The organism is Collinsella aerofaciens, from assembly GCF_009876115.1.
Taxonomy (GTDB): Bacteria; Actinomycetota; Coriobacteriia; order Coriobacteriales; family Coriobacteriaceae; genus Collinsella; species Collinsella aerofaciens_N.
On record NZ_WWSY01000015.1, the window covers coordinates 25,487 to 49,418 of the forward strand.

Sequence of the window (23,932 nt, forward strand, 5' to 3'; positions counted from 1 at the left end):
GGAAACCGTTGGGCGATAAAATATTCTCGCAAGCTGATAATTATCTTGCATCAAACGGAAACCTTGAGTACTATCCCAATCAAGCGCGGTGTTCAGACCGAACTGTGCCTCCCGGTGTGAACGCCGCGCTCACGCTTTCTCAACTGATCGTAAGGAGATAAACATGAGCAAGACCGTCGTGTCTTCCGATAACGCACCCGCAGCCATCGGCCCGTATTCCCCTGGTATCCAGACCGGCAACATGGTGTTCCTGTCCGGCCAGCTGGGCATCGATCCCGCAACTGGCAAGATGCCCGAGGGCGTCGAGGCCCAGGCCAAGCAGTCCCTTGCTAACGTCGAGGCCCTGCTGACCGCCGCCGGCGCCACCTTTGCCGATGTCGTCAAGACCACAGTCTACCTGGCTGACATTGCCGACTTCGCTGCCGTAAACGAGATCTACGCCTCCAAGTTCGAGGCCCCGTTCCCCGCGCGCAGCGCTTTCCAGGTTGCCGCTCTTCCGGCTGGCGGTCTGGTCGAGATCGAGGTCGTCGCCGCTCTCTAAGGCGTTGGCCACAACTAAACATGACATGCAAAAAGACCCTGCAGCGCGTGCGAGCTGCAGGGTCTTTTGTCAAGTGACGAATCGCTTGTGGAGCCGCGCTCCATTTTGCTCGTTAGCCCTCCTTGCGGACTTTTTGCAGGTAGCGGTACACGCTGGGCTCCGAGATGCCCAACGCGGTGGCAGCGCAGGTCACGGCGCCCTTGAGCATGAACACCCCGTTGCCGTTGAGGTGGCGAATGACGTCCACGCGGTCGCTCTGACCAAGCGACGCTACATCCAGCCCGCGCGCGCTCAGCAACTCGGCAATGCTGCGGTCGATGAGCTCCTGGGTGGACTCCGAAAGGCTTTCGACCTCGATAGGGGCGGGCTCCGTGCGCGTCGGCGCTGCGTCGAAGCACGCCATGAGCTGCTGCGCCATGGCGTTTATGGAGCGTACGGTCGAGAGGTCGGTGTTGACGCAGAGCATACCGACGATCTCGTCATCCTCGCGGATAAAGAACGTCGCGGACTCCAGCGTCTTGCCTCCGGCGCCGCGGCCCTCGTAGCCCGTAATAAACGGCAGGTCGCGATACTTGGCATCGTGCATGATCTTGAGCGCCAGATCGGTGGCGGGACCGCCGACCTTACGGCCGCTCACAATGCCGTTGCGAATATCGACGATGGCGTGGTCGGGATCCGAGAAATCGTGCAGCACGATCTCGCTGTTCTTACCGAGTATCTGCTCCAGGAAATCGACCATCGGCAAAAAGCGGCGTACGGTCTCGTTCACGGGCAACTCCTTTGGGTGAAATCGGAAATGTTCATAACAATTTTTTCTCATGGTAACACGGTGTCTATTGACTCGCATATTCGCAGGTACATTGCGTAATACAGACGAGCGGTAGGATTTTGGCGGTAAACGGTTGACCAAAAGAAAAGTTAGATGTTATTTTGACCGGACACTTTCCTGACCTGCGGAAATGCATTGTCTCAGCTTAAGAATAGTCTGATAACAAAAAATTATTATTGAGAATGAGAATCATCTTTAATACGATATGCAACGAAGGCACAACCTCAACCCCGCACTGCGTCACAATAGAGCGTTAGATGCGAAAACAACTACTTCGAGGATTGGTGGTCAAATGACCCAGGAGACGGTTACGAACGGCACTGAAGCCCTGTTCACTCGCGAAGGCATGCCTCCCGTTAAGGAAATGATCCCGTGTGCCCTTCAGCACGTACTGGCATCGTTTGCCGGCATCATTACCCCGGCGGTCATCATGGCCGGCGTCTACGGCTTTAATAGCCAGCAGAGCACCGACATCATTCAGGTCGCGCTTATTCTTTCGGCGATCGATACGGCCCTTCAGGCCTTCGCTCCCTTCCGTCGCATCGGCGGCGGCCTGCCCATCGTCATGGGCGTTTCGTTCGCGTTCCTGCCGGCCCTGCAGGCCATGGGTGCCTCGGGCTTTAGCTTTGGTGCGCTGCTGGGCGGCGAGATCGTCGGCGGCGCCGTCGCGGTCCTCTTTGGTCTGGCCTACAGCAAGATCAAGTGGCTGTTCCCGCCCGTCGTGACCGGTACGGTCATCTTCTCCATCGGCGTTTCGCTGTATCCCACGGCCGTCAAGTATATGGCCGGCGGTATGGGTACGCCGCTGTGGGGCACCCCGCAGGCCTGGTGCGTCGCTCTTATCACCTTCGCCGTGGTCTTTGCGCTCGCTAACTTTGGCAAGGGCACGCTCAAGCTGGGATCCGTGTTCTTTGGCATGATCGTTGGCATGATCGTCTCCATTCCCTTTGGCATGATCGACTTCTCCAGCGTCGCCACCGCTCAGGTCTTCGCCCTTCCCAAGCTCATGCCCTACGCGCTCGAGTTTGATCCCGAAGTCTGCATTACCCTCGCCGTCGTGTTCCCCATGGTTGCCATCCAGGTTATCGGTGACGTCTCCGCCGCCTGCCTGGGCTCCATCGACCGTATGCCCACCGAGCGCGAGCTCTCCGGCGCTATCGTGTCCCAGGGCCTCACCTCTATGGTCGGCGGCCTGCTGGGCGGTCTTCCCACCAGCGCCCTTGGCCAGAACGTGGGCATCATCTGCTCCAACAAGGTCGTCAACAAGTGGGTCTTTGTGATCATCGCGGCCGTCTTTGCCATCGCCGGTCTGTTCCCGCAGCTCTCTGCCGTCCTTTCCGCTATCCCGCAGCCCGTCATCGGCGGCGCGACCGTCGGCGTCTTTGGCACCATCACCATGAACGGCGTGCGCATGTTCACCCGCGAGGGCCTCACGCAGCGCACTACCACTATCGTCGGCACCTCCGTCGTCTTTGGCCTGGGTATCTGGATGGCCAGCGGTTGCCTTGCCGGCGAGGGTATGCCCGCCTGGGTGTCCACCGTCATCGGCTCCAATGCCGTAACCCCCACCGCCATCATGGCCATTGTCCTTAACCTGATCCTTCCGCAGACGCCGGTCGTGGCTCAGCACATCGATGCTGCCAAGGACGCTGCCGTGGATCTGGTCTTGCCCGAGAGCAAGAAGTAACCAATTCGGTGCTATTCGTCGGCGGACGTATCGCCTCGTCCGCCGACGTCATGCGGCGCCAGGCCGCACTTCAAAGGGTTTGTCCCTTTGGTGAAGCGTTGACGGGAGAGGGCCCGTTTCCGGTGTAGGCCGGCGCTTCGCACTCCGCCATGTCAGAGGTGTCAAACCCCGCCTCTGATGTCGAAGGGAGCATCCATGCTTCTGGTCGCTAACGGTTCCGTTTTTACCCGCAACGTTCAGACCCCGTTCATTCCAAACGGTGCGGTCGCCATTGACGGAGATACGATCGTCGAAGTGGGCCCCGAGTGCGAGCTCAAGGCCAAGTACCCGGATGCCGAGTACGTCGACGCCCAGGGCAACCTCATCATGCCCGGAATTATCAACTGCCACACCCACATCTACTCGGGTCTGGCCCGCGGCCTTGCCATTAAGGGCTGCAACCCCACCAACTTCCTGGAGAATCTTGAGCAGCAGTGGTGGAAGATTGACGACAACCTGACGCTCGACGGCACCAAGGCCAGCGCCTATGCCACGATTCTGGACTCCATCCGCGATGGCGTCACCACGATCTTCGATCACCATGCGAGCTTCGGCGAGATCCCGGGAAGCCTCTTTACCATTAAGGATGCAGCTCAGGAGCTGGGCATGCGTTCGTGCCTGTGCTACGAGGTCTCCGATCGCCGCGGTCAGGAAAAATGCGACCAGGCCATTGCCGAGAACGCCGAGTTTGCCCAGTGGGCCGCCAAGGAGCGTCGCGATAACGACAACCATATGATCGCCGCCATGTTTGGCGGTCATGCCACCTTTACGCTTTCGGACGAGACCATGGACAAGATGGCCGAGGCCAACAACGGCCTGACCGGCTTCCACATCCATGTGTGCGAGGGCATGAACGACGTGTGGGATTCCCGCCTCAACCGCGGCGGCATCAGTCCCGTCGAGCGCCTGCTGCAGCACAACCTGCTGGGTCCCGACACCATGCTGGGCCACTGCATCCACGTGACGCCTGCCGAGATGGATATTGTCAAGGAGTCCGGCACCTGGCTCGTCAACAACCCCGAATCCAATATGGGCAACGCCGTGGGCTGCGCCCCCGTGCTCGAGTTCTTCCGCCGCGGCATCCCCGTGTGCATGGGCACCGACGCCTACACCCACGATATGCTCGAGAGCCTTAAGGTCTTCCTGATCATTCAGCGCCACAACGCCGCCATGCCCAACGTGGGCTGGTGCGAGGCCATGACCATGCTGTTCGAGAACAACGCCAAGATGGCGAGCAAGTACTTCGATCGCAAGCTCGGCGTACTCGAGGCCGGTGCTGCCGCCGACGTCATCGTCATGGACTACAAGCCCTTTACGCCGCTGAGCGAGGAGAACATCGACGGCCACATGCTCTTTGGCATGATGGGCAAAAACTGCCGCACCACCATCATCAACGGCCGCGTCCTGTACAAGGATCGCGAGTTTGTCGGTATCGATGAGGACAAGATCAACGCGTGGACCATGGCCGAGTCCAAGAAGCTCTGGAGCACGCTCAACGATCGCACCTACTAATTCACAAGTAGATTCGCGCGCGTCGGATGTTTCGCCGCATCCGACGCGCGTATAGGCGACCTCCGCGGGGTCGCCGGCGCTTGTGCTAGCGCTACACCGTATTTGCGCCCGCCGCGCGGTCTCGCCGGGCGTTACAGAGAGGAGCTCGCTATGAGCGACATCATGAGGCCGATCCCGTTTTCGCAGCTGATGAACTGGATCATCGAGGAGCACAAGACCCAGGGCGCCATCTTTGGCGTTCGCAAGATGGTCACGACCAACCAGGAGGGCGCGCTTCCCATTTTTGACGAGCGCATCGAGACTCCGTTTGGCCCGGCTGCCGGCCCCAACACGCAGCTGGCCCAGAACATCGTGGCCTCCTACGTGGCCGGTTCCCGCTTCTTTGAGCTCAAGACCGTCCAAGTTATGGACGGCGAGGAGCTCTCCAAGTGCGTCAACAAGCCCTGCATTGTGGCGCAGGACGAGTGCTACAACTGCGAATGGTCGACCGAGCTCGAGGTTCCGCAGGCCTTTGCCGAGTACGTGAAGGCATGGTTTGCCTGCCACCTGATCGCTCGCGAGTACGGTCTGGGCAGCCCGGACGGCTTTGTCTTCAACATGTCGGTGGGTTATGACCTCGAGGGTATTAAGAGCCCCAAGGTCGACGCCTACATCGAGGGCATGAAGGACGCCAGCGGCTCTGACGTCTGGAACGAGTGCCGCGCATGGGCGCTCGCCAATCTGGACAAGTTTGAGCATGTCGACGCCGCGTTTGTCGAGTCCATCCCGGCTCGCGTGTCCAACTCCATCACCGAGTCCACGCTGCATGGCTGCCCGCCGGCGGAGATCGAGCGCATCGCGACCTATCTGATCACCGAGAAGGGCCTCAACACCTACATCAAGTGCAACCCCACGCTGCTGGGCTATGAGTTTGCCCGCCAGCGCCTCAACGAGCTGGGCTTTGACTACATCGTCTTCGATGACACGCACTTCCGCGAGGACCTGCAGTGGGCCGACGCCGTGCCCATGTTCGAGCGCCTGATTGCCCTGTGCGCCGAGCGAGGCCTGGAGTTTGGCGTCAAGCTGACCAACACGTTCCCCGTCGACGTGACGAGAAACGAGCTACCTTCCACCGAGATGTACATGTCCGGCCGTTCGCTGTTCTCGCTGACCATCGAGGCCGCCCGTCGCATTACCGAGCAGTTCGATGGCAAGCTGCGCATCAGCTACTCCGGTGGTGCTACGGTCTACAACATTCGCGCCCTGTATGACGCCGGCATTTGGCCCGTCACCCTGGCGACCGACGTGCTCAAGCCCGGTGGCTACGAGCGCTTTAGCCAGATGGCTGGCGAATTTACCGATCTGGACGGCAAGCCGTTCGCGGGCGTCTCGCTCGAGGCCGTGACTGCGATTCAGACCGACTCGCTCACCAACCCGCTCTACAAGAAGCCGCTGCGCCCGCTGCCCGACCGCAAGGTCGCCGGCAAGAGCCCGCTTTCCGACTGCTTTACCACGCCGTGCCGCACGAGCTGCCCCATCCAGCAGGATATTCCCGCCTACCTGGCGGCTGTTGACGAGGGCCGCTACGAGGACGCGCTCAACATCATCATCGAGCGCAACGCCCTGCCGTTCATTACAGGTACCATCTGCCCGCATCCCTGCGGTCGTGCCTGCGAGCGTGCGTTCTACGAGCCCGAGGGCGCTCAGATTCGCGCCAGCAAGCTCAAGGCCGCCCGCGAGGCCATGACCGCTGTGCTGCCCAAGCTGCGCGCCCAGGCCATCGCCAGCGACGGCGAGCGCAACGTTGCCGTTATCGGCGGCGGCCCGGCCGGCTTGGCGACGGCGTTCTTCCTGACGCGTGCCGGCGTGCCCGTCACCATCTTTGAGGCTCGCGATTCGCTCGGCGGCGTGGTCCGTCACGTCATCCCCGAGTTCCGCATTGCGAGCGACGATATCTCGCACGACGCCGAGCTCTGCCTGGCCTTTGGCGCCAAGGTACAGCTCAACGCCCGCGTGGATTCCATTGACGAGCTCAAGGCCCAGGGCTTTACCGACGTTGTCGTGGCCACCGGTGCGTGGATGCCCGGCTCTGCAGGCTTGGGCGAGGGTGCCGAGCTCGACGTGCTGGAGTTCCTCGAGGCCGCCAAGAAGGGCGAGAAGCTCGAGCTGGGCGAGGACGTCGTGGTTATTGGCGCCGGCAACACCGCCATGGACGCGGCCCGCGTGGCCAAGCGCCTGGCAGGCGTGAAGAACGTGCGTCTGGTGTATCGCCGCACCAAGAAGCAGATGCCCGCCGACGAGGAAGAGCTCGATCTTGCTCTTGCCGACGGCGTTGAGTTCTGCGAGCTGCTGGCGCCCAAGGCGCTCAACGGTGCCGTGCTGACCTGCGATGTTATGGAACTTGGCGAGCCGGACGCAAGCGGCCGCCGCAGCCCCGTAGCCACGGGCGAGACCGTCGAGCTTCCCGCCACCACGGTGATCTGCGCCGTGGGCGAGGGCATCGACGCCAGCCTGTACGATGCCGCGGGCGTCGAGCACGACCGTCGCGGCCGCCTTGCCGCCACCTCCACCGGCGTCGAGGGCGTCTGGGCTGCGGGCGACTGCCGCCGCGGTCCTGCCACCGTGGTCGAGGCTATTGCCGACGCCGCCGAAGTTGCCCGTGCCATCGCCGGCGTGGACTTTAACAAGTACGCCGACTGCAACGAGCAGGCCGGTCGCGAGGACACCTGCTACGAGCGCAAGGGGTCATTGTGCCGCGACAAGTGCAACTGCACCAAGACTCGCTGCCTGGGCTGCGGCTCGGTGTGCGAGGTCTGCTGCGACGTGTGCCCCAACCGCGCCAACGTTGCCATTAAGGTGCCGGGCCTGGCCAAGCATCAGGTCGTCCACGTCGATGGCATGTGCAACGAGTGCGGCAACTGCGCCGTGTTCTGCCCCTACCAGGAGGGTCGTCCCTACAAGGACAAGCTCACCCTGTTCTGGAGCGAGCAGGACATGGAGAACTCCGAGAACGAGGGCTTCCTGGCCGTGGACGAGGACCACTTTAAGGTCCGCGTCGCCGGCACGGTCCGCACCGTCTCGGTCGATGCCGTCAACACCGGTCTTCCCGAGGCCGTCCGCCTGACCATCAGGGCTGTGCGTGACAACTATTCGTACCTTCTTAAGAAATAAGCGAGTCTCTTATGGCCAAATCCATTCAACATAACGTGGCCTACGTTGCCTGCGGAAGCGGTTGCGCCTCCGCAGGCGGCGACGCCCGCTGCAGCGAAGGCTGCATTGGCTGTGGTGCCTGTGTCACGGCCTGCCCCCACGGTGCCATTGCGCTGGTCGATGGCATCGCCCGCGTGGATCGCTCAAAGTGCACGGGCTGTGGCCTGTGCGGCATGGCGTGCCCGCAGCGCGTGATTGCCTTCGTTCCCGGCTACCAGAACATCCTGGTGCGCTGCAACAACACCGATAAGGGCGCCATTGCGCGCAAGATCTGCGACACGAGCTGCATCGGTTGCGGTATGTGCGCTAAAAAGTGCCCTGCCGGCGCTATCCGCATCGAGGACAACTGCGCCCATATCGATGGCGCGGATTGCCTGTCGTGCGGCATGTGCGCCGTCGTCTGCCCGCATGGCGCCATCCACGACCGTACCGGCATCGCCGCCGGCGTGTAGAAGGGAATCACCATGGCACAGGAATTCACTTTTACCGTTAACGGCGTCCAGCACACGACGACCCAAAACAAACCGCTGCTGCGCTACCTGCGCGACGACCTGCACATCCATTCCGCCAAGGACGGCTGCTCCGAGGGCGCCTGCGGTACCTGCACCATCCATGTGGACGGTGCGGCCGTCAAGGCCTGCGTACTGACCACCGCCCTTGCCGCCGGCCGCAACATCGTGACCGTCGAGGGCCTGCCCGAGGACGTGCGCGAGGCCTTTGTGTACGCCTTTGGCGCCGTGGGCGCCGTGCAGTGCGGTTTTTGTATCCCAGGCATGGTCATGGCGGGTGCGGCGCTCATCGCCGAGGACCCCGAGCCCACCGAGGAACAGATCAAGTACGCCATTCGCGGCAATGTCTGCCGTTGCACCGGCTACAAAAAGATTATCGAGGGCATTGCGCTGGCAGCTGCGGTGCTCCGCGGCGAAAAGCAGATTGACGAGGACTTGGAGCGCGGCGACGACTACGGCGTGGGCAAGCGCGCCTTCCGTATCGACGTGCGCAAGAAGGTGCTCGGTGAGGGCAAGTATCCCGACGACATCGACGAGCTCGATCAGCCGGGCCTGACCTATGCCAGCGCCGTGCGCTCCAAGTACCCGCGCGCCCGTGTGCTCTCCATCGATACCTCCAAAGCCGAGGCCCTGCCCGGCGTGGTGGGCATCCTGCGCGCCGAGGACGTGCCGGTCAACCAGGTCGGCCACCTTATCCAGGACTGGGACGTCATGATCGCCCAGGGCGATATCACCCGCTGCGTGGGCGATGCCATTGTGCTGGTGGTCGCCGAGGACGAGGCGACGCTCGAGAAGGCCAAGAAGCTCGTAAAGATTGATTACGAGCCGCTGGAGCCCGTGCGTAACATTGTCGAGGCCAGGGCTGCCGACGCCCCGCGCCTGCACGACAGCTTCTTTGCCTTTGGCAACACAGTGGAGCTCAAGGACAACGTGTGCCAGAGCCGTCACGTGACGCGCGGCGACGCCGCCAAGGCGCTGGCGGAGAGCGCGTTTACCGTGACGCAGCGCTTTACCACGCCCTTTACCGAGCATGCCTTCTTGGAGCCCGAGTGCGCCGTCGCCTTCCCGTACAAGAACGGCGTCAAGGTGCAGTCGACCGACCAGGGCGCCTACGATACGCGCAAAGAGTGTGCCCACATGTTTGGCTGGGATAGCGAACCCGAGCGTGTGGTCGTCGAGACCATGCTCGTGGGTGGCGGCTTCGGCGGCAAGGAGGACGTGTCCATCCAGCACCTGGCCGCGCTCGCCGCATATAAGTTCCAGTGTCCCGTGAAGTGCAAGCTCACGCGTGCCGAGTCGCTCGCGTTCCACCCCAAGCGCCATGCCATGGACGGCACCTTTACGCTGGGTTGCGACGCCGAGGGCAACTTTACCGGCCTGGACTGCGAGATTAACTTTGATACCGGCGCCTACGCATCGCTGTGCGGCCCGGTTCTCGAGCGCGCCTGCACGCATGCCGTCGGCCCCTACAAGTACCAGAACACCGACATTCGCGGCTTTGGCTACTACACCAACAACCCGCCCGCCGGCGCGTACCGAGGCTTTGGCGTTTGCCAGTCCGAGTTTGCGCTCGAGAGCTTGATCGACTTGCTGGCAGAGAAGGTCGGCCTGGATCCGTGGGAGATTCGTTACCGTAATGCCATCGAGCCGGGCGAGGTTTTGCCCAACGGCCAGATTGCCGACTGCTCCACGGCACTTAAGGAGACGCTGCTCGAGGTCAAGGATGCCTACTATGCGCATCCCGGACACGCCGGTATCGCCTGCGCCATGAAGAACGCCGGCGTGGGCGTGGGCCTGCCCGATGCCGGCCGCTGCAAGATTCGCATCGAGAACGGCGTGGCCGTGGTCTACGCCGCCACGTCCGACATCGGCCAGGGCTGCAACACGGTCTTTTTGCAGGACGTTGCCGAGGCCTGCGGTTTGCCGCTTCACTGCATTGCCAACGGCGAGTGCTCCACCGAGAACGCTCCCGACTCCGGCACCACGTCTGGCTCGCGTCAGACGGTCGTGACCGGCGAGGCCGTGCGCGGCGCCGCCTTCCTGCTGCGCGATGCCATGCTTGGCATCGAGGCCGGCAAGTCTGCGCCCGCCGCTCCCGTGAGCGCGCATGGCGACGGCGTCAAGATTGAGTACGACGACGGTCGCGCCTATCAGCTGCACACGCAGGAGCTCGTCGCCGGCCAGGGCGTGCATCCCCAGGATCCCGCGGCCGCCATCAAGGCGCTCGAGGGATGCGAGTTTGGCTACGTGTACCTGGAGCCGACCGACAAGCTGGGCGCCGACGTTCCCAACCCCAAGAGCCACATCTGCTACGGCTTTGCCACGCATGTGGTCATTTTGGACGACGGCGGCCGCGTGAGCGAGGTCTATGCTGCGCACGATTCCGGCAAGGTGGTCAACCCCATCTCCATCCAGGGTCAGATCGAAGGCGGCGTGCTTATGGGTATGGGCTATGCGCTTACCGAGGACTGGCCGCTCAAGGACTGCGTGCCCCAGGCAAGGTACGGCACACTCGGACTGTTCCGTGCGCCCGAGATTCCGGATATCCACGCCATTTACGTGGAGAAGGACGAGCTGTTGCCCGTGGCATACGGCGGCAAGGGCATCGGCGAGATCGCAACGATCCCCACGGCGCCCGCCGTGCAGAACGCCTATCGCGCATTTGACGGCAAGCTGCGTCCGGATCTGCCCATGGTGGATACGCCGTACAGCCGCGCTCGTCACCGCGGGTAGGGTAGGGCGCGGACAGCCATTGCTGACTGCCGTCTGCGCTTGCCATCAACTGTATAAGCTGCGCCTTTGGCCCCAGCTCCATCGTGAGCCGGGGCCTTTTGCTTGGAGCGGAAAGCGTGTCCCGGAATGAGCGCTCAGAATGGGATGCAGTTTCCCCTTGGAGCCCTCGGCGGAAATTACATCCCAGAATCGATGCTCAGAATGGGATGCGCTTTCCGGTAGAGCCTCTGGCGGAAAGCGCATCCCGGAATTCGGCTCCAGAGTGGGACACACTTTCCGGTTGGAGCTTCAACCGGAAAGTTTGTCCCGGTTTGGCAGGCAGACGGGCATAAGCTCAACAGCTCCTACAACTCCACCTCGTTGAGCCATGCCGGCAGAGCGGTCTGCCGGATGCCTGCCGTCTGCAGCTTTTTCGCGAGCATGCCTGCCGAACGGACTTCGATCATGGTAAAGCGGATGAGCGGATGGCCGTAGAGCGATAGGTGCGCCTCGCGCTGTCGTTCGGCGACGAGCGCCTCGGCGGTGGTGCGTCCGGCCAGCATGGTCTGGTCGGTATATTTGATGAGCCCGTCGAGCTCGCCCAGCGTGAGTTCCCGCGCCTGGCGCTCCCAGGCAAAGTCCGTTCGTATGGGCTTGGTCGAATTGAAGGGGTCCGTCAGCTCGTATTGAAGCCAATCGGGCGCAAAGCCCGTCTCGATCATGATGGCTCGGGCGACCGATTCCCCGCCGCTCTCGGCGCGGGCGTCGGCATATCGAAGTGTCGTGAGGGCGGTGCGAATCGTGCGACCATTGCGGGCGGTCGCTCGTTGCTCGACGGCCTCCATCAGCTGTTCCCGCGCAAGGCCGAGCTTTAAGATCGTCGAATCGGCAATGGGCATGCCGTCGGCAAAACCGGTCTGCAACAGGCAATCTGTGACTGTTTGGATGGGCGGCGTTACCGATATGCCGGCTCTGCGTATTGCTCCGGCCGGCTCAATCTGGTGCCGCTGAATATGTGCGCCCGGGCGAGCCGACGGCTTTGTCGAGCTGCAGACACGCACGACATTCAGGTGTCGCCACGAGACCTCGAGCCCCAGCAGACAGGCGGCCGAAAACGAGCAGAACGTCCAATCGGGGTGGATGATCGCAAGGGCGCGGAGGATTTCGCAATGGCGTTGCGCTCGGTTGAGTTCATCCCAGCGCGTTTTTCGCGCAAACAACCCCGGCATGGGCGAGACAACCGTGCCGCCGGTGCGCCGAAGGAGCGCTTTTCGGATCGCCGTGCTCGGGGGAATCAGACAGCGCCCCTCTTGTTCGGCTTGAGTGAGCAGTTGGTCGATGAGCTGGTCATTGCAATGGGTCATGAGCTACCGCCTCCTTTTGGGTAGCAAAAACGTATCAGCTGGAACTTGCCGCTCAGCTGACCAAAAGCTGACCAAAATCTAACCATGCAGGTAGATGGCCTGCTTTTGGCGACATATTTCTTGTTTGAATCGGTGGGCGGTAATCGGCGACCGTGAACGGTAGCTGGATATGAAGTCTTGGTAAGTTTCGGGACGTGTACTTTTTGAAAAAGAGCATTCTATCTGCTGTTTTGTGTTTCTGGATCGCATATTTGAAGGCATGTGATAAGGCCGGCGGACTGTCGCCTTGTATCTGCGGAAACTGTGACCCGGAATTGTCGCTCGGAATGGGACGTGCTTTCCGGATGGCATGCTTGGCGGAAACTACGGCCCAGTTTTTGGCTCCAGAACGGGATGCATTTTCCGGAACGGTCCACGTGCGGTGGTGTACCGCCCCTTTCGTGTGCGCCGCTTGTCGAATTACGTTATAGCTAGCTATATTATAGGAAGGTATAATATAGCTAGCTATAACGTAAAGGAAGGATGGTCTATGTTTGTCGGAAGAACAGCGGAAATGTCCGAGCTCAATCGACTGTATGGCACGGACTCCTTTGAGATGCCTGTGATTTACGGCCGCCGTCGTGTGGGTAAAACGCGCCTTATCACAGAGTTTATCCAAGGCAAGAAGGCTATTTACTTTCAAGCTCGTCGCACCAATGCAGAGGCAAACCTGCATGGCTTTAGCCAGGCGATACTTGCGGGCTCCGTTGGTGTTGCTGGCGTGTCGTTTCGTAGTTTTGACGAGGCGTTCGATGCATTGGCTACCATGGCTCGTACGGAACGTTTGATTGTCGTGATCGACGAGTATCCTTATCTCGCCCAATCGAATCCCGAGATCAGCTCGTTGCTGCAAGACAAGATCGATCACTTGTACAAAGAGACCAAGCTTATGCTTATCCTGTGCGGGTCGTCGCTTTCGTTTATGGAAGAGCAGGTGTTGGGCTACGAGAGTCCGCTATACGGTAGGCGTACGGCCCAGTTTAAGATCATGCCGCTCGATTTTATGACGACCCTCGGCCTGTGGCAGAGCATGGGTCGCGAAGACGCTGCAGTTTGCTATGGCATGACGGGTGGCATTCCTGCATATATCGAGAAAGTCGATCCTGCCGCACCGCTCAAGGACAACATCAAACGTCTTTTTCTTACTCCTACGGGCTATCTCTTTGAGGAGCCGAGTAACCTGCTATTGCAGGAGTGCCGCAATCCCGAGCAATATGATGCGATCGTGCAAGCAATTGCCCAGGGGCGCTCGAAGATCTCGGAGATTGCGAGCTCTACGGGAATCCCTGCGAGCAACGTAAAGAGCTATGTGGATAAGCTGGCGTCGCTTGGGATTGTCGAGCGCGAGCTGCCCCTAAACGAGACGAGCAATAAGCGAGCCGTGTATCTGCTGAGCGATCAGATGTTTAGGTTCTGGTACAAGTTTGTTCCGCAGAACATCGGGCTGATTCAAAACGATATGGCCGAGATGGCGTATGAGCGCATTGAGCCGCACGTATCGGATTACATGGGTACGGTCTTTGAGCTTATATGCAGACAATACGTGTACGAACTCGCGCGGGCGGGCCAGCTTGATGTGGTTCCGGCAAGCGTTGGGCGCTGGTGGGGGACGGATAATCGCACGCATACGCAGGAAGAAATCGACTTGATTGTTGACGATGGCGAGGGCACTGCGCTGTTTGCGGAATGCAAATGGCGCAATGAACCGGTGGGCGAAGACGTGCTGCAAAAGCTCGTGCATCGAAGCGAGCTCTTTAGGCGGCAGCACAAAAGCTATGCGATCTTCTCGAAGCGAGGCTTTACGCAAGGATGTCAGGAAGCTGCGGCGAGCAGGGGAGATGCCAAGCTGATTTCGTTTGCCGAGATGTGCGAGCGGAGATAACCAAGCACGCTCTGATGTGATGCTCGGAATGGGTCGCGCTAAGGATGCCAAGCGTAAAACCTTCAATGAAAATGGCGTAAAAACTACATCTGTCATGGCGTAAAAACTACATTGAAAGTAGCGTAAAATCAGCATTGAGAATGGCGTAATTTCGCATATCGCGTGATAGAGAGGGACGGCCGTCTATGGATGCACCAAAGAGATTGACCCAAAAGGGATATAGGCCCCGGCTCATAGAGGAGCGCCTCGACACCCTTATGCGGGCGTTTGGCTGTGTGGAGATCAACGGCCCCAAATGGTGCGGCAAGACCTGGACGGCGCTCTCTCGCTCGGCGAGCGTCTCCAGGCTCGATGAGCCTGCGCAGCGTGCGGCGGCAGAGGTCGACCCAAGCCTGGCGCTCATCGGCGATGCGCCACACCTGGTCGATGAATGGCAGGAGGTGCCCGAGGTTTGGGATGCCGCCCGGCGTTTCGTGGACGCGAGCGGCAACGAACGGGGGACACTTTTGCTCACGGGCTCGACCGCGCTCAAAAGCGAGGAGCGCAGCCATGTTCGTCATTCCGGCACGGGTAGGATCGCCCGTCTGTCAATGCGCCCCATGGCCCTGTGTGAGTCGGGCGACGGCGAGCCGCTCGTGTCACTGGCAAGCCTCTTTAAGGGCGAGGATTTTGCCCCTCAGCGTCGCGAGAGCACGGTGGATGACGTCGCCCGCTGGTGCTGCAGGGGCGGTTGGCCTGCAAATCTTGGGCTTTCGGAAGATCTTGCGCGAGAGACGGCAAGCCAGTACGTGCACTCGGTGCTCGACGTCAACGTGCTGGACGAGGGCATGTCGCCTGAGCTTGCACACGGCCTTTTGCGAGCTCTTGCCATGAACGAGAGCCAGGCTGTCACGTACAAGACGCTCGTAAAGGACGCCTCGTACGGTGAGGCGGGCCCCGACGAGAGGACCATCGCTGCGTACTTGGACCTCTTCAACAGGCTCAAGCTGACCGAGGACCTGTGCGGATGGGAGCCGCCCATGCGCTCGAAGGCCCGCGTTCGCGTGCGCCCCAAGCGCTACTTCTGTGACCCGTCACTTGCGGCGGCGTTGCTGGGGGCTACCCCTGAGCGGCTGCTTGGCGATATGCAAACGCTGGGGATGCTCTTTGAGAATCTCGTCCTGCGCGACGTGCGCGTGTTCCTTTCCACCTACGGCGGTGTCGACAACAGTGTCCATTATTTCCGAGATGAGAAGGGCCTTGAGGTCGATCTGATCGTTGAGCACGACGGGCGCTGGGGAGCCATCGAGGTCAAGCTGAGTGATGCGAAAGCAGACGATGGAGCGAGAAATCTCAAGGCGCTGGAGAGGAAAGTGCTCTCCAATCCTGCCGCCCAGAATGCCACGCCGGCGTTTTTGGCGGTCGTGGTTGGAAAGGGGAGCATTGCCTACACACGCGACGACGGCGTGGCGGTGATTCCCATGGCGGCACTTGGGGCGTAGTGGTTTTGCGGGCGTGCCGTGCTTCCTTTACCGAAAATCCATTTGGTAAACCAGATGCTCGCGGATAGAATAAAGTTGACGGCAGCCCAAGGGTGATAGCTGGGCAGCGCCGTTGCTTGGTCAAGAGGTCAGTGCCTTAATGGCAGCGACTTGTTATGCTTCGAATGCTGCTTGAGTGCCTCGGAAAGTTCGATAAGCGCCGTGAAGAGCGAGACCAAAGCAACCAAGAGCTCTGTGAGCTCTGATGGGCCCGGGATGACCTCTGATTCAAGTCACCGGGCCTCAATCTTTTTCATGCATTTGAATAGAGCGGGCGACTCTCTTGGGGCCGTCTGCATGGCGTGTGCTTGGCGCATGGTATTGCGCCCCGCTTTCATGTCCGCGCGGGCGCCTATCCTTACGGCAATGTAGCCGCCTATGTAGCAAGCGGCAGTTGACGGAGAAAGGCCATGACCGTGTCAGCTGAAAAGACGCCGGGTATCTCGGCTATCGACACGACGAACTTTGCGCGCCAGATTGTGCTGGACTTTGAGTTTGCGCCGGTGCCAAAGCAGCGCCAGCGCCGTGGACTGCGCAATGAGATTATCGAGGTCGGCGCCGTCAAGCTCGATTACCACGGCAACGTTATGGGCGAGTTCTCGCAGTTTGTGCAGACGGAATTTACCGAAGGCGTTGCGTTTCCCGTCCGCGAGCTCACAGGTATATCGGCCGTGGACACCGCGATGGCCGACCCACTCTACATGGTGATCAAAAGGCTCAGCGATTGGATCGGCCGCTACTCCGCCCAGATAGTTTGCTGGAGCGGGACGGACCGTCGACAGCTTATGACCGAGTGCCAGGCAAAGCAAATCGACCTTGCCGCATTTCCTACGGACTGGGCCGATCTGCAGGCGTTTTACACCTCGATCATGGACGTGGGCAGCCACGAGTGCGTCTCTTTGAATGACGCGGCGACGTGGTTTGGCATCGAGTTTGACGAGTCGACGGGTCACGCCCACAGTGCCCTAGCCGACGCGCGCGTGACCGCCAAGTTGCTCAAGCAGGTGATGGACGGGGACTATCGCGTGAGTCCGCGTGCTCAGGAGATCCGCCAGCGGTGGAGGATGGGCGATCGAGCCCAGATGCGCCTTTCCAACAAGTGCCCCGAGCTGGGCGACCTGCTGCTGAAGCTGAAGGCGGAGGGGAGGTAGGCGGGGCTCCGGGAATGACCTCTGACTCAAGTCAACGGGGCTCATTTTGCTTTCTTTGGAGCTTTCTCACGGGGCTGACTTTACTTCGTCTCATTTAGTATAAAGCGGCTGCTAGATTGCATAGTGATGATAAAATTAATCAACTCAACATCAATAGCTGTCGCTTTGCGCAATGAGGGGTTCCGAGACGTATGAACGAGTCTGACACACGGCTTAAACTCATTGATCCTGCGATTATGAAGTCGTGGGATCGCAATACCCAAGTCTTCACTGAGTATTTCTTTACCAGTGGCGAGATTGTTGTGCGCGGAAGTATGGTCACCCGTAAAGACAAGAAGAAGGCTGACTACCTTCTGATGTATGCTCCGGGCATCCCTATCGCAATCGTCGAGGCTAAGGATACGGAGCACACCGTTGATGCCGGTCTCCAACAGGGGATGGGATATGCCCAGCTGCTCGATATTCCGTTTGCGTACAGCTCAAACGGAAAGGGTTTTGTTGAGCACGATTTTCTTACCGGGAAAGAGCGCGCTCTTGCCATGGACGAGTTTCCCACTCCGGCGGAACTTTGGACACGATACTCAAAAGCTAAGGGGCTTGAACATCCGTATAGCCAGGAGATTGTGACCGCTCCGTATTACCAGGAGCACGGCGGCAATCATCCTCGCTACTATCAGTGCATCGCCATCAATCGTACGCTTGAAGCTATTGCGCGAGGTAAGAATCGCATCTTGCTCGTTATGGCAACGGGAACGGGAAAGACTTTTACGGCTTTTCAAATCGTTCATCGCTTGCGACAGACTACCGAGGTTCGTAAGGTTCTCTATCTGGCGGACCGCAATATTCTCGTCGATCAGACCATAGACGGCGATTTCAAGCCTCTCAAGAGGGTTACAACCAAGGTCGTAGGTCGAAAGCTCGATTCTGCTTACGAGGTCTATTTCTCGCTCTACCAACAGCTTGTTGGAGAAAACGGTGAAGAAATATTCCGCGAGTTCGACTCGGAATTCTTCGATTTGATTATCGTCGACGAGTGCCATCGCGGAAGCGCCGCGGCGGACTCCGCATGGCGTAAGGTACTTGAGTATTTCAATTGTGCAATTCAAATCGGTATGACGGCTACGCCAAAGGAGACTGAAGAGGTTTCAAACATTACCTACTTCGGCGAACCTGTCTACACCTACTCCCTTAAACAGGGAATCGAGGATGGCTTTCTCGCCCCGTATAAAGTTATTCGTCCTAAGCTGAACGTCGACATTTACGGATACCGTACTGAGGAAGGCACCATAGATGATCGCGGCGAAGCTCTGCCCAAACGTGTTTTCGAGAAGCAAGACTTCGACAGCGAGATTGTCATCAAAGAGCGCTACGAGGAAGTTGCCAAGCGGATAACTCAATTTCTAAAGGAGACGGATCGTTACTCCAAGACCATAGTCTTTTGCGTTGACATCGAGCATGCCGAAAATATGCGACGTGCCCTTGTAAACGAGAACGCCGATATCGTAAGAGATCACCCCACCTACATCATGAAGATTACGGGTGACGACAGGGAAGGTAAGGCTCAGTTAGATAACTTCATCGACCCCGACGAGAAATACCCGACCATCGTTACGACTTCGAAGCTTCTCACCACTGGTGTTAATTGCAAGACGTGTAAGGTAGTCGTGCTCGACAACAAGTTCGGTGAGCACGGAATGACGGAGTTCAAGCAGATTATCGGCCGCGGAACCCGTATCTGTGAGGACTACGACAAACTCTATTTCACCATCCTCGATTTTCGTGACGCATCGCGTTTGTTTGCAGATCCCGAGTTTGATGGCGAACCTGTTGTTGTGTTTGAGCCTAATCCGGGTGACCCCATTGCGGATCCGGGTCCCGGCGGCAATGGCGGCAGTCCCGTTCCGCCTCCGTCTCCGATCGTAGACCCACCCGTATTGCCGCCGGACGATCCGTCCTCCCATGTGAAATATCACGTTCATGGGGCCGACGTCTATGTAGTGTCGGAGATGGTGCAGTATTACTCCTCCGATGGCCTTCTTGTAACTGAGAGCCTTAAGGACTATACGCGAAAAAACATTCTCGGCGAATACGACACTCTTGACCACTTCCTAGCGGCGTGGAACTCTGAACATAAGAAACAAGCGATTATCGATGAGCTGCGCGCGCGTGGCGTATTCCTGGATGAGCTGCGGCTCGAGACTGGACAGGAGCAAATGAGCGACTTTGACCTCATTTGCCACATTGCTTACGACCAGAGACCTCTTACGCGCAGCGAGAGAGCCAATAGTGTCAAGAAAAAGGGCGTGCTCTATGAGTATGCCGGCGTCGCGCGTGAGGTCCTTGAAGCGCTTCTCGACAAATATGCGACGTCGAACCTCGTAGACTTGGACGACACCCACGTCCTCGACCTCGAGGAATTCCGTCGGTTTGGCAGCCCAATGAAGATCGTCGCCGCATTCGGCGGCAAACAACAGTACATTCAGGCAGCGCAGATGCTCGAGGACGAGCTCTACATCGCATAGAGAAAGGTAACGATAGCAAATGGCACTGGGATCTCTCGTAAAGACCCTGCAGAACATCATGCGCAAAGACGCCGGCATCAATGGCGATGCGCAGCGCATTGAGCAGATGACTTGGCTTTTCTTCCTCAAGATTTACGATGCCAAGGAGCAGGAGTGGGAGTTTCACGATGACTCCTATCAGTCCATCATCCCCGAGCGCCTGCGCTGGTATAGCTGGGCGCACGATGCGAAAGACGGCAAGGCGCTTACTGGCGATGAGCTTCTCGACTTTGTGAACAATGATCTATTCAAGACTCTTGAGAGTCTTGAGCTTGCACCTGATGCGCCTTTGCGACACGTCGTCGTCAAGGCTGCTTTTACTGACGCCAACAACTACATGAAGGATGGGATTCTACTTCGTCAAGTCATCAACGAGATTGACGAGTCGGTTGATTTTACCGAGTACAAAGAGCGCCACGCCTTCGGTGAAATTTACGAGACCATCCTGAAAGACTTACAGTCCGCGGGTAATGCCGGCGAGTTTTACACGCCCCGAGCGGTGACTGACTTTATGGCCCAGGCACTTGCGCCCAAGCTCGGCGAGACTGTGGCTGACTTCGCGTGTGGCACGGGCGGCTTTTTGACGAGCGCCCTCAAGATTCTCGACTCCCAGGTTCAGACTCCAGCCGATCGTGAACTCTATGCAAGATCGGTCTACGGCATCGAGAAGAAGCAGCTCCCTTACCTGCTGTGCGTGACCAACATGCTGTTGCACGATATCGATAATCCTGAAGTCTTTCACGATAACTCTCTCGAGAAGGATGTTCGCGAGTGGAAGCACAAGCCTGACGGCCAGTTTGACGTCGTACTTATGAACCCGCCCTATGGCGGGTCCGAGAGTGCATCGGTGCAAAACAACTTCCCTGTTGCACTCCGTAGCTCCGAGACCGCAGATCTATTCCTTGGACTCATTCTTTATCGTCTTAAGCGAGGCGGCCGCGCTGCTGTTATCATTCCGGATGGTTTTCTCTTTGGCCAGGATAGTGCAAAGACGGAGATCAAGCGTCGCCTGCTTGAGGACATGAACTTGCATACTGTCTTGCGCCTTCCACAGAGTGTTTTCGCTCCGTACACGAGCATCACTACTAACGTTCTGTTCTTCGATAATACGGGGGCCTCTGAGGGCGTTTGGTTCTATCGCATGGACATGCCCGAGGGGTATAAACACTTCTCTAAGACCAAGCCCATTAGGATCGAACATTTTGCACCTGTAAAGGAATGGTGGGAGAACCGTCGGGATATCGAGGAAGACGGCAATCCCAAGGCCAAGTACTATACGGTTGACGAGTTGCGAGACGGCGGTTTTAACTTTGACGTGTGCGGCTATCCTCACGAGGAAGAGGAGATCTTACCGCCTGACGAACTGATCAGGAACTACAAAGAAGAGCGCGCTAAGCTCGATGCCGAGATTGACCAGAAGCTTGCTCGTATTTGCGAGATTCTTGGGATTGAGGCGTAGATGAAGGCAAAAGACCTGAAGAACTCAATCCTGCAAATGGCGATTGAGGGAAAGCTCGTTCCACAAGACCCGAGTGATGAGCCTGCAAGCGTCCTGCTTGAGCGTATTCGTGAAGAGAAGCATAAGCTTATTGCTGAGGGTAAGGCTAAATTCCCGAAGGGCGGGGAGAGCATTATCTATATCGGTTCCGATGGCTCCCCCTATGAGAAGAAGGTGGATGCCAAGGGTCGCGTGACTAGCGATAAGTGCATCGCGAACGAAGTGCCGTTTGAGGAGCTGCCCGAGGGGTGGGCTTGGGCAAGGCTGGAAACCGTATATAACTTCATTGATTACAGGGGTAAAACACCTCACAAATCACCTTCAGGTGTTCGACTAATGACTGCGAGCAACATTCGCCAAGGCTATATTGATTACACACGCGAGGAGTATATTTCAGAAGACGAATATGCAACACGCTTGTCTCGCGGAGAGACCCACCGTGGCGATTTGCTGTTTACAACCGAAGCCCCGATGGGGTATTGCGCGATATGCGAAATGAAACGTTGCAGCTGTGGACAGCGTGTCATTACCCTTCAGAATTACGGCACAGTTGGTCCAGACAATGCCCTGTTCTGCCAAATAATTCTATCTCCACTGTTCCAAATTCAAGTTAAGGATCATGCCACGGGGACGACCGCAAAAGGAATCAAAGCAGCAGTGCTAAAAGAGCTATTTCTTCCGATTCCGCCTCTCGCCGAGCAGCGCCGCATCGTCGAGCGGGTGAACGAGCTCATGCCCCTGGTCGAGGAGTACGGTGAGCTCGAGGACGCCCGCGAGGAGCTCGACGCCGCGCTGCCCGGCCGCCTGCGCAAGTCGGTGCTGCAGCTGGCGGTTCAGGGAGGGCTCGTGCCGCAGGACCCCGCAGACGAGCCCGCCGGCGTTCTGCTGGAGCGCATCCGCGGGCAGCGCCGGCAGCTCGTGGCCGAGGGGGAGATGAAGGCCCCGAAGGGCGGTGAGTCGATCATCTTCGCCGGTTCCGATGGCCGCCGCTATGAGAAGAGGGTGGACGCCAGGGGCCGCGAGTCCGAGCCCGTCTGCATCGAGGACGAGATCCCGTTCGAGATACCCGAGAGCTGGGAGTGGCGTCGTTTAGGGTCTCTTGTCTTGAATCGCGGGCAGAAGAGGCCTGAGGCGCGTTTTGCCTATATCGACATCTCGTCGATTGACAATGTGAACCAAAAGCTCGGACAAGAAACTGTTATAAATGCAGCTGACGCGCCCTCACGAGCAAGAAAGCTAGTCGCAAAGAATGATGTGCTCTATGCGACCGTCCGCCCTTATTTGCATAATGCCTGTATCGTAGATAAGGATTTTAATATTAAGCCCATCGCAAGTACTGGGTTTGCTGTCCTTTCATGTCTTGACGGATTCCTTCCTAGTTTTCTTCTCTACTTTTTGGTTTCTCCTAGCTTTGACTCTTATGCAAATGCCAATGAGAACGCGAAGGGGGTTGCCTATCCGGCAATCAATGACAACAGGCTGTATCGCGCTCTAGTTCCTGTTCCCCCGGCCAGCGAGCAGAAACGAATTGTTTCTAGAGTCACCGAAGTATTTGCTCTTACCAATTGACTGCTTCATCAACCGCGGCGCGCTGTTCATCGGCAGTGCGCCGCAGATAGATTCGCGTTGTCTCAATGCTTTCGTGTCCCATAAGATCAGCAAGCAGTGAAATATCTGGGTTGCGGTTGATAAAGTTTTTTGCGAACAAGTGCCGAAATGAATGCGGGTATACGACGTCTTGGCCGACGCCATAGCGCAGTGCGGCACGCTTCAACCCTACGGATATGCCGCGCGAAGTAATCGCGTTGTCGTTTTTGCCTGGAAATAGAAGGCCATTCATTGGCTTGGCTTTCCATGTAAGACTTTCTTCACGCAAAGAGTCAGGTATCCAAATTCTCCTGAGCTTCTGGCCTTTTGAAACAATGTCCATATATCCAGCGGTAACGTGTTCTACTTTGAACTGTCTTAACTCACTTACTCTCGCACCCGTACAACCAAGAAAGCGAACGATGAAATACCAAAACCAATCACCGTCTTGCTTCAGGCCGCTGATTAACTGCATGTATTGTTCATTGCTGATGACATTGTCGAGAAACGGCTTCTGTTGAATTCGCACTCCTTTGAGTCGGATTCCATCGAAAGCGATGAAATCAAGGTAGGTGTTAATTGCGCCGATGCGGTTGTTAACCGTTTTCGGAGCGAATGAAGAAACCAGCCACTCTTTGTGCGCAAGAAGTGACTGGTTTGTTAGAGACTGAGTTTTATCGATAAGCTGGCATATTGCAAAGGAATAAGAATCAACAGTGTTTTCCGCATAACCCTTTTCCTGCAAGTATTGTACAAACATTCTCATGACATCTTCCTTTCGACGAGGTCATGAAAACAGTTAGACAAGTATTTTGAAAAGCCAGTCAACTTCATAAACGATGCGACGCTGCTCGGCGAGGGGCGGAACTGGGATTAGGTAGTTTCTGACCGTCTCCTGCGCAAGCTCTTTCTGCTTCGTGCTGCCGCTTGCCTGGTCTTCAATTTCAGACTGGACTGACGGCCCCGCGAAATAGGCGAAGGCAAACCGGTGATCAAGCCAATCTTCCCGCGTCCTGATCACCGTCACGTGGCTGTCGGCGACGGCCCAGCCGTATCTGTTTTTCGCCGAGTCATAGACCGCCATCCTGCCCAACGTGCCGAGGCCGGTCGAGTTCCAGAGAAGGTCACCATCCTTCAGAATCCGCTCATCCGCGTACTTGGATACGGTGGCTGGGTCGATGAACCTCGCCTTTTCCACGGAGAATCCGCTCCATTGGTTGCACTTTTGGGCGATCACGGGGTATTTCTCGACGGTCGAATACTTCGGCGACTTGCCCCTCTGGATGTAAGTGGTGACGCTCTCGAGCCTCGC

At 58.2% G+C, this 23,932-nt stretch carries 16 protein-coding genes; 12 read left to right on the plus strand and 4 right to left on the minus strand.

The features are described from left to right. Window positions 1-163 precede the first annotated feature (163 nt). Window positions 164-541: a RidA family protein gene (locus GT571_RS07880; RefSeq protein ID WP_035137477.1), complete on the plus strand. Its 378-nt coding sequence runs from the start codon at window positions 164-166 to the stop codon at window positions 539-541. 112 nt (window positions 542-653) lie between these two features. Here GT571_RS07880 and GT571_RS07885 read toward each other — a convergent pair whose 3' ends face one another. After that, the gene (locus tag GT571_RS07885; protein ID WP_338400646.1) at window positions 654-1,310 is read right to left on the minus strand and encodes a helix-turn-helix transcriptional regulator; all 657 of its coding nucleotides are present in this window, start codon (window positions 1,308-1,310) and stop codon (window positions 654-656) included. A gap of 352 nt (window positions 1,311-1,662) precedes the next feature. Here GT571_RS07885 and GT571_RS07890 point away from each other — a divergent pair, with 352 nt between their 5' ends. The 5 genes from GT571_RS07890 to xdh all read left to right on the plus strand — a co-directional run bounded on the left by GT571_RS07890 (window position 1,663) and on the right by xdh (window position 11,039). Beyond that, entirely contained in the window at window positions 1,663-3,057 is a 1,395-nt protein-coding gene (locus tag GT571_RS07890; protein ID WP_055285183.1) for a uracil-xanthine permease family protein, read from the plus strand. A 195-nt stretch (window positions 3,058-3,252) separates the two neighbouring features. Continuing rightward, on the plus strand, window positions 3,253-4,608 hold the full coding sequence (ssnA, locus tag GT571_RS07895) for a putative aminohydrolase SsnA (protein ID WP_161156498.1): 1,356 nt from the start codon (window positions 3,253-3,255) through the stop codon (window positions 4,606-4,608). A 150-nt stretch (window positions 4,609-4,758) separates the two neighbouring features. Further along, window positions 4,759-7,758, plus strand: coding sequence for a putative selenate reductase subunit YgfK (ygfK, locus tag GT571_RS07900; RefSeq protein WP_161156500.1), 3,000 nt, complete (start codon window positions 4,759-4,761; stop codon window positions 7,756-7,758). An 11-nt stretch (window positions 7,759-7,769) separates the two neighbouring features. After that, window positions 7,770-8,249, plus strand: coding sequence for a 4Fe-4S binding protein (locus GT571_RS07905; protein ID WP_055252516.1), 480 nt, complete (start codon window positions 7,770-7,772; stop codon window positions 8,247-8,249). Window positions 8,250-8,261: 12 nt separating this feature from the next. Further along, window positions 8,262-11,039 carry a selenium-dependent xanthine dehydrogenase gene (gene xdh / locus GT571_RS07910; protein ID WP_161156502.1) on the plus strand — a complete coding sequence of 926 codons (2,778 nt, stop codon included), beginning with the start codon at window positions 8,262-8,264 and terminating at the stop codon, window positions 11,037-11,039. A gap of 344 nt (window positions 11,040-11,383) precedes the next feature. Here xdh and GT571_RS07915 read toward each other — a convergent pair whose 3' ends face one another. Further along, a complete protein-coding gene (locus GT571_RS07915; protein WP_161156504.1) occupies window positions 11,384-12,382 on the minus strand; it encodes a hypothetical protein in 999 nt (332 codons plus the stop codon). A gap of 529 nt (window positions 12,383-12,911) precedes the next feature. Between GT571_RS07915 and GT571_RS07920 the strand changes: the two genes are divergently transcribed. The 6 genes from GT571_RS07920 (at window position 12,912) to GT571_RS07945 (ending at window position 22,602) form a co-directional block, all read left to right on the plus strand. Further along, window positions 12,912-14,303 carry an ATP-binding protein gene (locus tag GT571_RS07920; protein ID WP_161156506.1) on the plus strand — a complete coding sequence of 464 codons (1,392 nt, stop codon included), beginning with the start codon at window positions 12,912-12,914 and terminating at the stop codon, window positions 14,301-14,303. 275 nt (window positions 14,304-14,578) lie between these two features. Further along, window positions 14,579-15,784 carry an ATP-binding protein gene (locus GT571_RS07925; RefSeq protein ID WP_338400647.1) on the plus strand — a complete coding sequence of 402 codons (1,206 nt, stop codon included), beginning with the start codon at window positions 14,579-14,581 and terminating at the stop codon, window positions 15,782-15,784. Window positions 15,785-16,233: 449 nt separating this feature from the next. Beyond that, window positions 16,234-16,974 carry a 3'-5' exonuclease gene (locus GT571_RS07930; RefSeq protein ID WP_204987216.1) on the plus strand — a complete coding sequence of 247 codons (741 nt, stop codon included), beginning with the start codon at window positions 16,234-16,236 and terminating at the stop codon, window positions 16,972-16,974. Window positions 16,975-17,165: 191 nt separating this feature from the next. Then, window positions 17,166-19,496: an EcoAI/FtnUII family type I restriction enzme subunit R gene (gene hsdR / locus GT571_RS07935; protein ID WP_138113050.1), complete on the plus strand. Its 2,331-nt coding sequence runs from the start codon at window positions 17,166-17,168 to the stop codon at window positions 19,494-19,496. Window positions 19,497-19,515: 19 nt separating this feature from the next. Then, on the plus strand, window positions 19,516-20,994 hold the full coding sequence (locus GT571_RS07940) for a class I SAM-dependent DNA methyltransferase (protein WP_006235244.1): 1,479 nt from the start codon (window positions 19,516-19,518) through the stop codon (window positions 20,992-20,994). Further along, complete coding sequence (locus GT571_RS07945; protein WP_138113048.1) at window positions 20,995-22,602, plus strand: restriction endonuclease subunit S; 1,608 nt, start codon at window positions 20,995-20,997, stop codon at window positions 22,600-22,602. Here the strand turns inward: GT571_RS07945 and GT571_RS07950 are convergent. Together GT571_RS07950 and GT571_RS07955 are read right to left on the minus strand one after the other, a co-directional pair. Then, window positions 22,592-23,386 (minus strand): tyrosine-type recombinase/integrase, encoded by a 795-nt coding sequence (locus tag GT571_RS07950; protein WP_161156510.1) that lies wholly within the window; start codon window positions 23,384-23,386, stop codon window positions 22,592-22,594. The two genes, GT571_RS07945 and GT571_RS07950, sit on opposite strands and share 11 nt — an antisense overlap. A 33-nt stretch (window positions 23,387-23,419) precedes the next feature. Further along, on the minus strand, window positions 23,420-23,932 hold a 513-nt coding region (locus GT571_RS07955), incomplete at its 5' end, for a restriction endonuclease subunit S (RefSeq protein ID WP_192934321.1).

What these genes read in the sequence shown, in the direction of transcription:
- GT571_RS07880 (WP_035137477.1), top strand. Translation starts at nt 164, where the DNA reads ATGAGCAAGACCGTCGTGTCTTCCGATAACGCACCCGCAGCCATCGGC.
- GT571_RS07890 (WP_055285183.1), top strand. Translation starts at nt 1,663, where the DNA reads ATGACCCAGGAGACGGTTACGAACGGCACTGAAGCCCTGTTCACTCGC.
- ssnA (WP_161156498.1), top strand. Translation starts at nt 3,253, where the DNA reads ATGCTTCTGGTCGCTAACGGTTCCGTTTTTACCCGCAACGTTCAGACC.
- ygfK (WP_161156500.1), top strand. Translation starts at nt 4,759, where the DNA reads ATGAGCGACATCATGAGGCCGATCCCGTTTTCGCAGCTGATGAACTGG.
- GT571_RS07905 (WP_055252516.1), top strand. Translation starts at nt 7,770, where the DNA reads ATGGCCAAATCCATTCAACATAACGTGGCCTACGTTGCCTGCGGAAGC.
- xdh (WP_161156502.1), top strand. Translation starts at nt 8,262, where the DNA reads ATGGCACAGGAATTCACTTTTACCGTTAACGGCGTCCAGCACACGACG.
- GT571_RS07915 (WP_161156504.1), bottom strand. Translation starts at nt 12,382, where the DNA reads ATGACCCATTGCAATGACCAGCTCATCGACCAACTGCTCACTCAAGCC.
- GT571_RS07920 (WP_161156506.1), top strand. Translation starts at nt 12,912, where the DNA reads ATGTTTGTCGGAAGAACAGCGGAAATGTCCGAGCTCAATCGACTGTAT.
- GT571_RS07930 (WP_204987216.1), top strand. Translation starts at nt 16,234, where the DNA reads ATGACCGTGTCAGCTGAAAAGACGCCGGGTATCTCGGCTATCGACACG.
- hsdR (WP_138113050.1), top strand. Translation starts at nt 17,166, where the DNA reads ATGAACGAGTCTGACACACGGCTTAAACTCATTGATCCTGCGATTATG.
- GT571_RS07940 (WP_006235244.1), top strand. Translation starts at nt 19,516, where the DNA reads ATGGCACTGGGATCTCTCGTAAAGACCCTGCAGAACATCATGCGCAAA.
- GT571_RS07945 (WP_138113048.1), top strand. Translation starts at nt 20,995, where the DNA reads ATGAAGGCAAAAGACCTGAAGAACTCAATCCTGCAAATGGCGATTGAG.
- GT571_RS07950 (WP_161156510.1), bottom strand. Translation starts at nt 23,386, where the DNA reads ATGAGAATGTTTGTACAATACTTGCAGGAAAAGGGTTATGCGGAAAAC.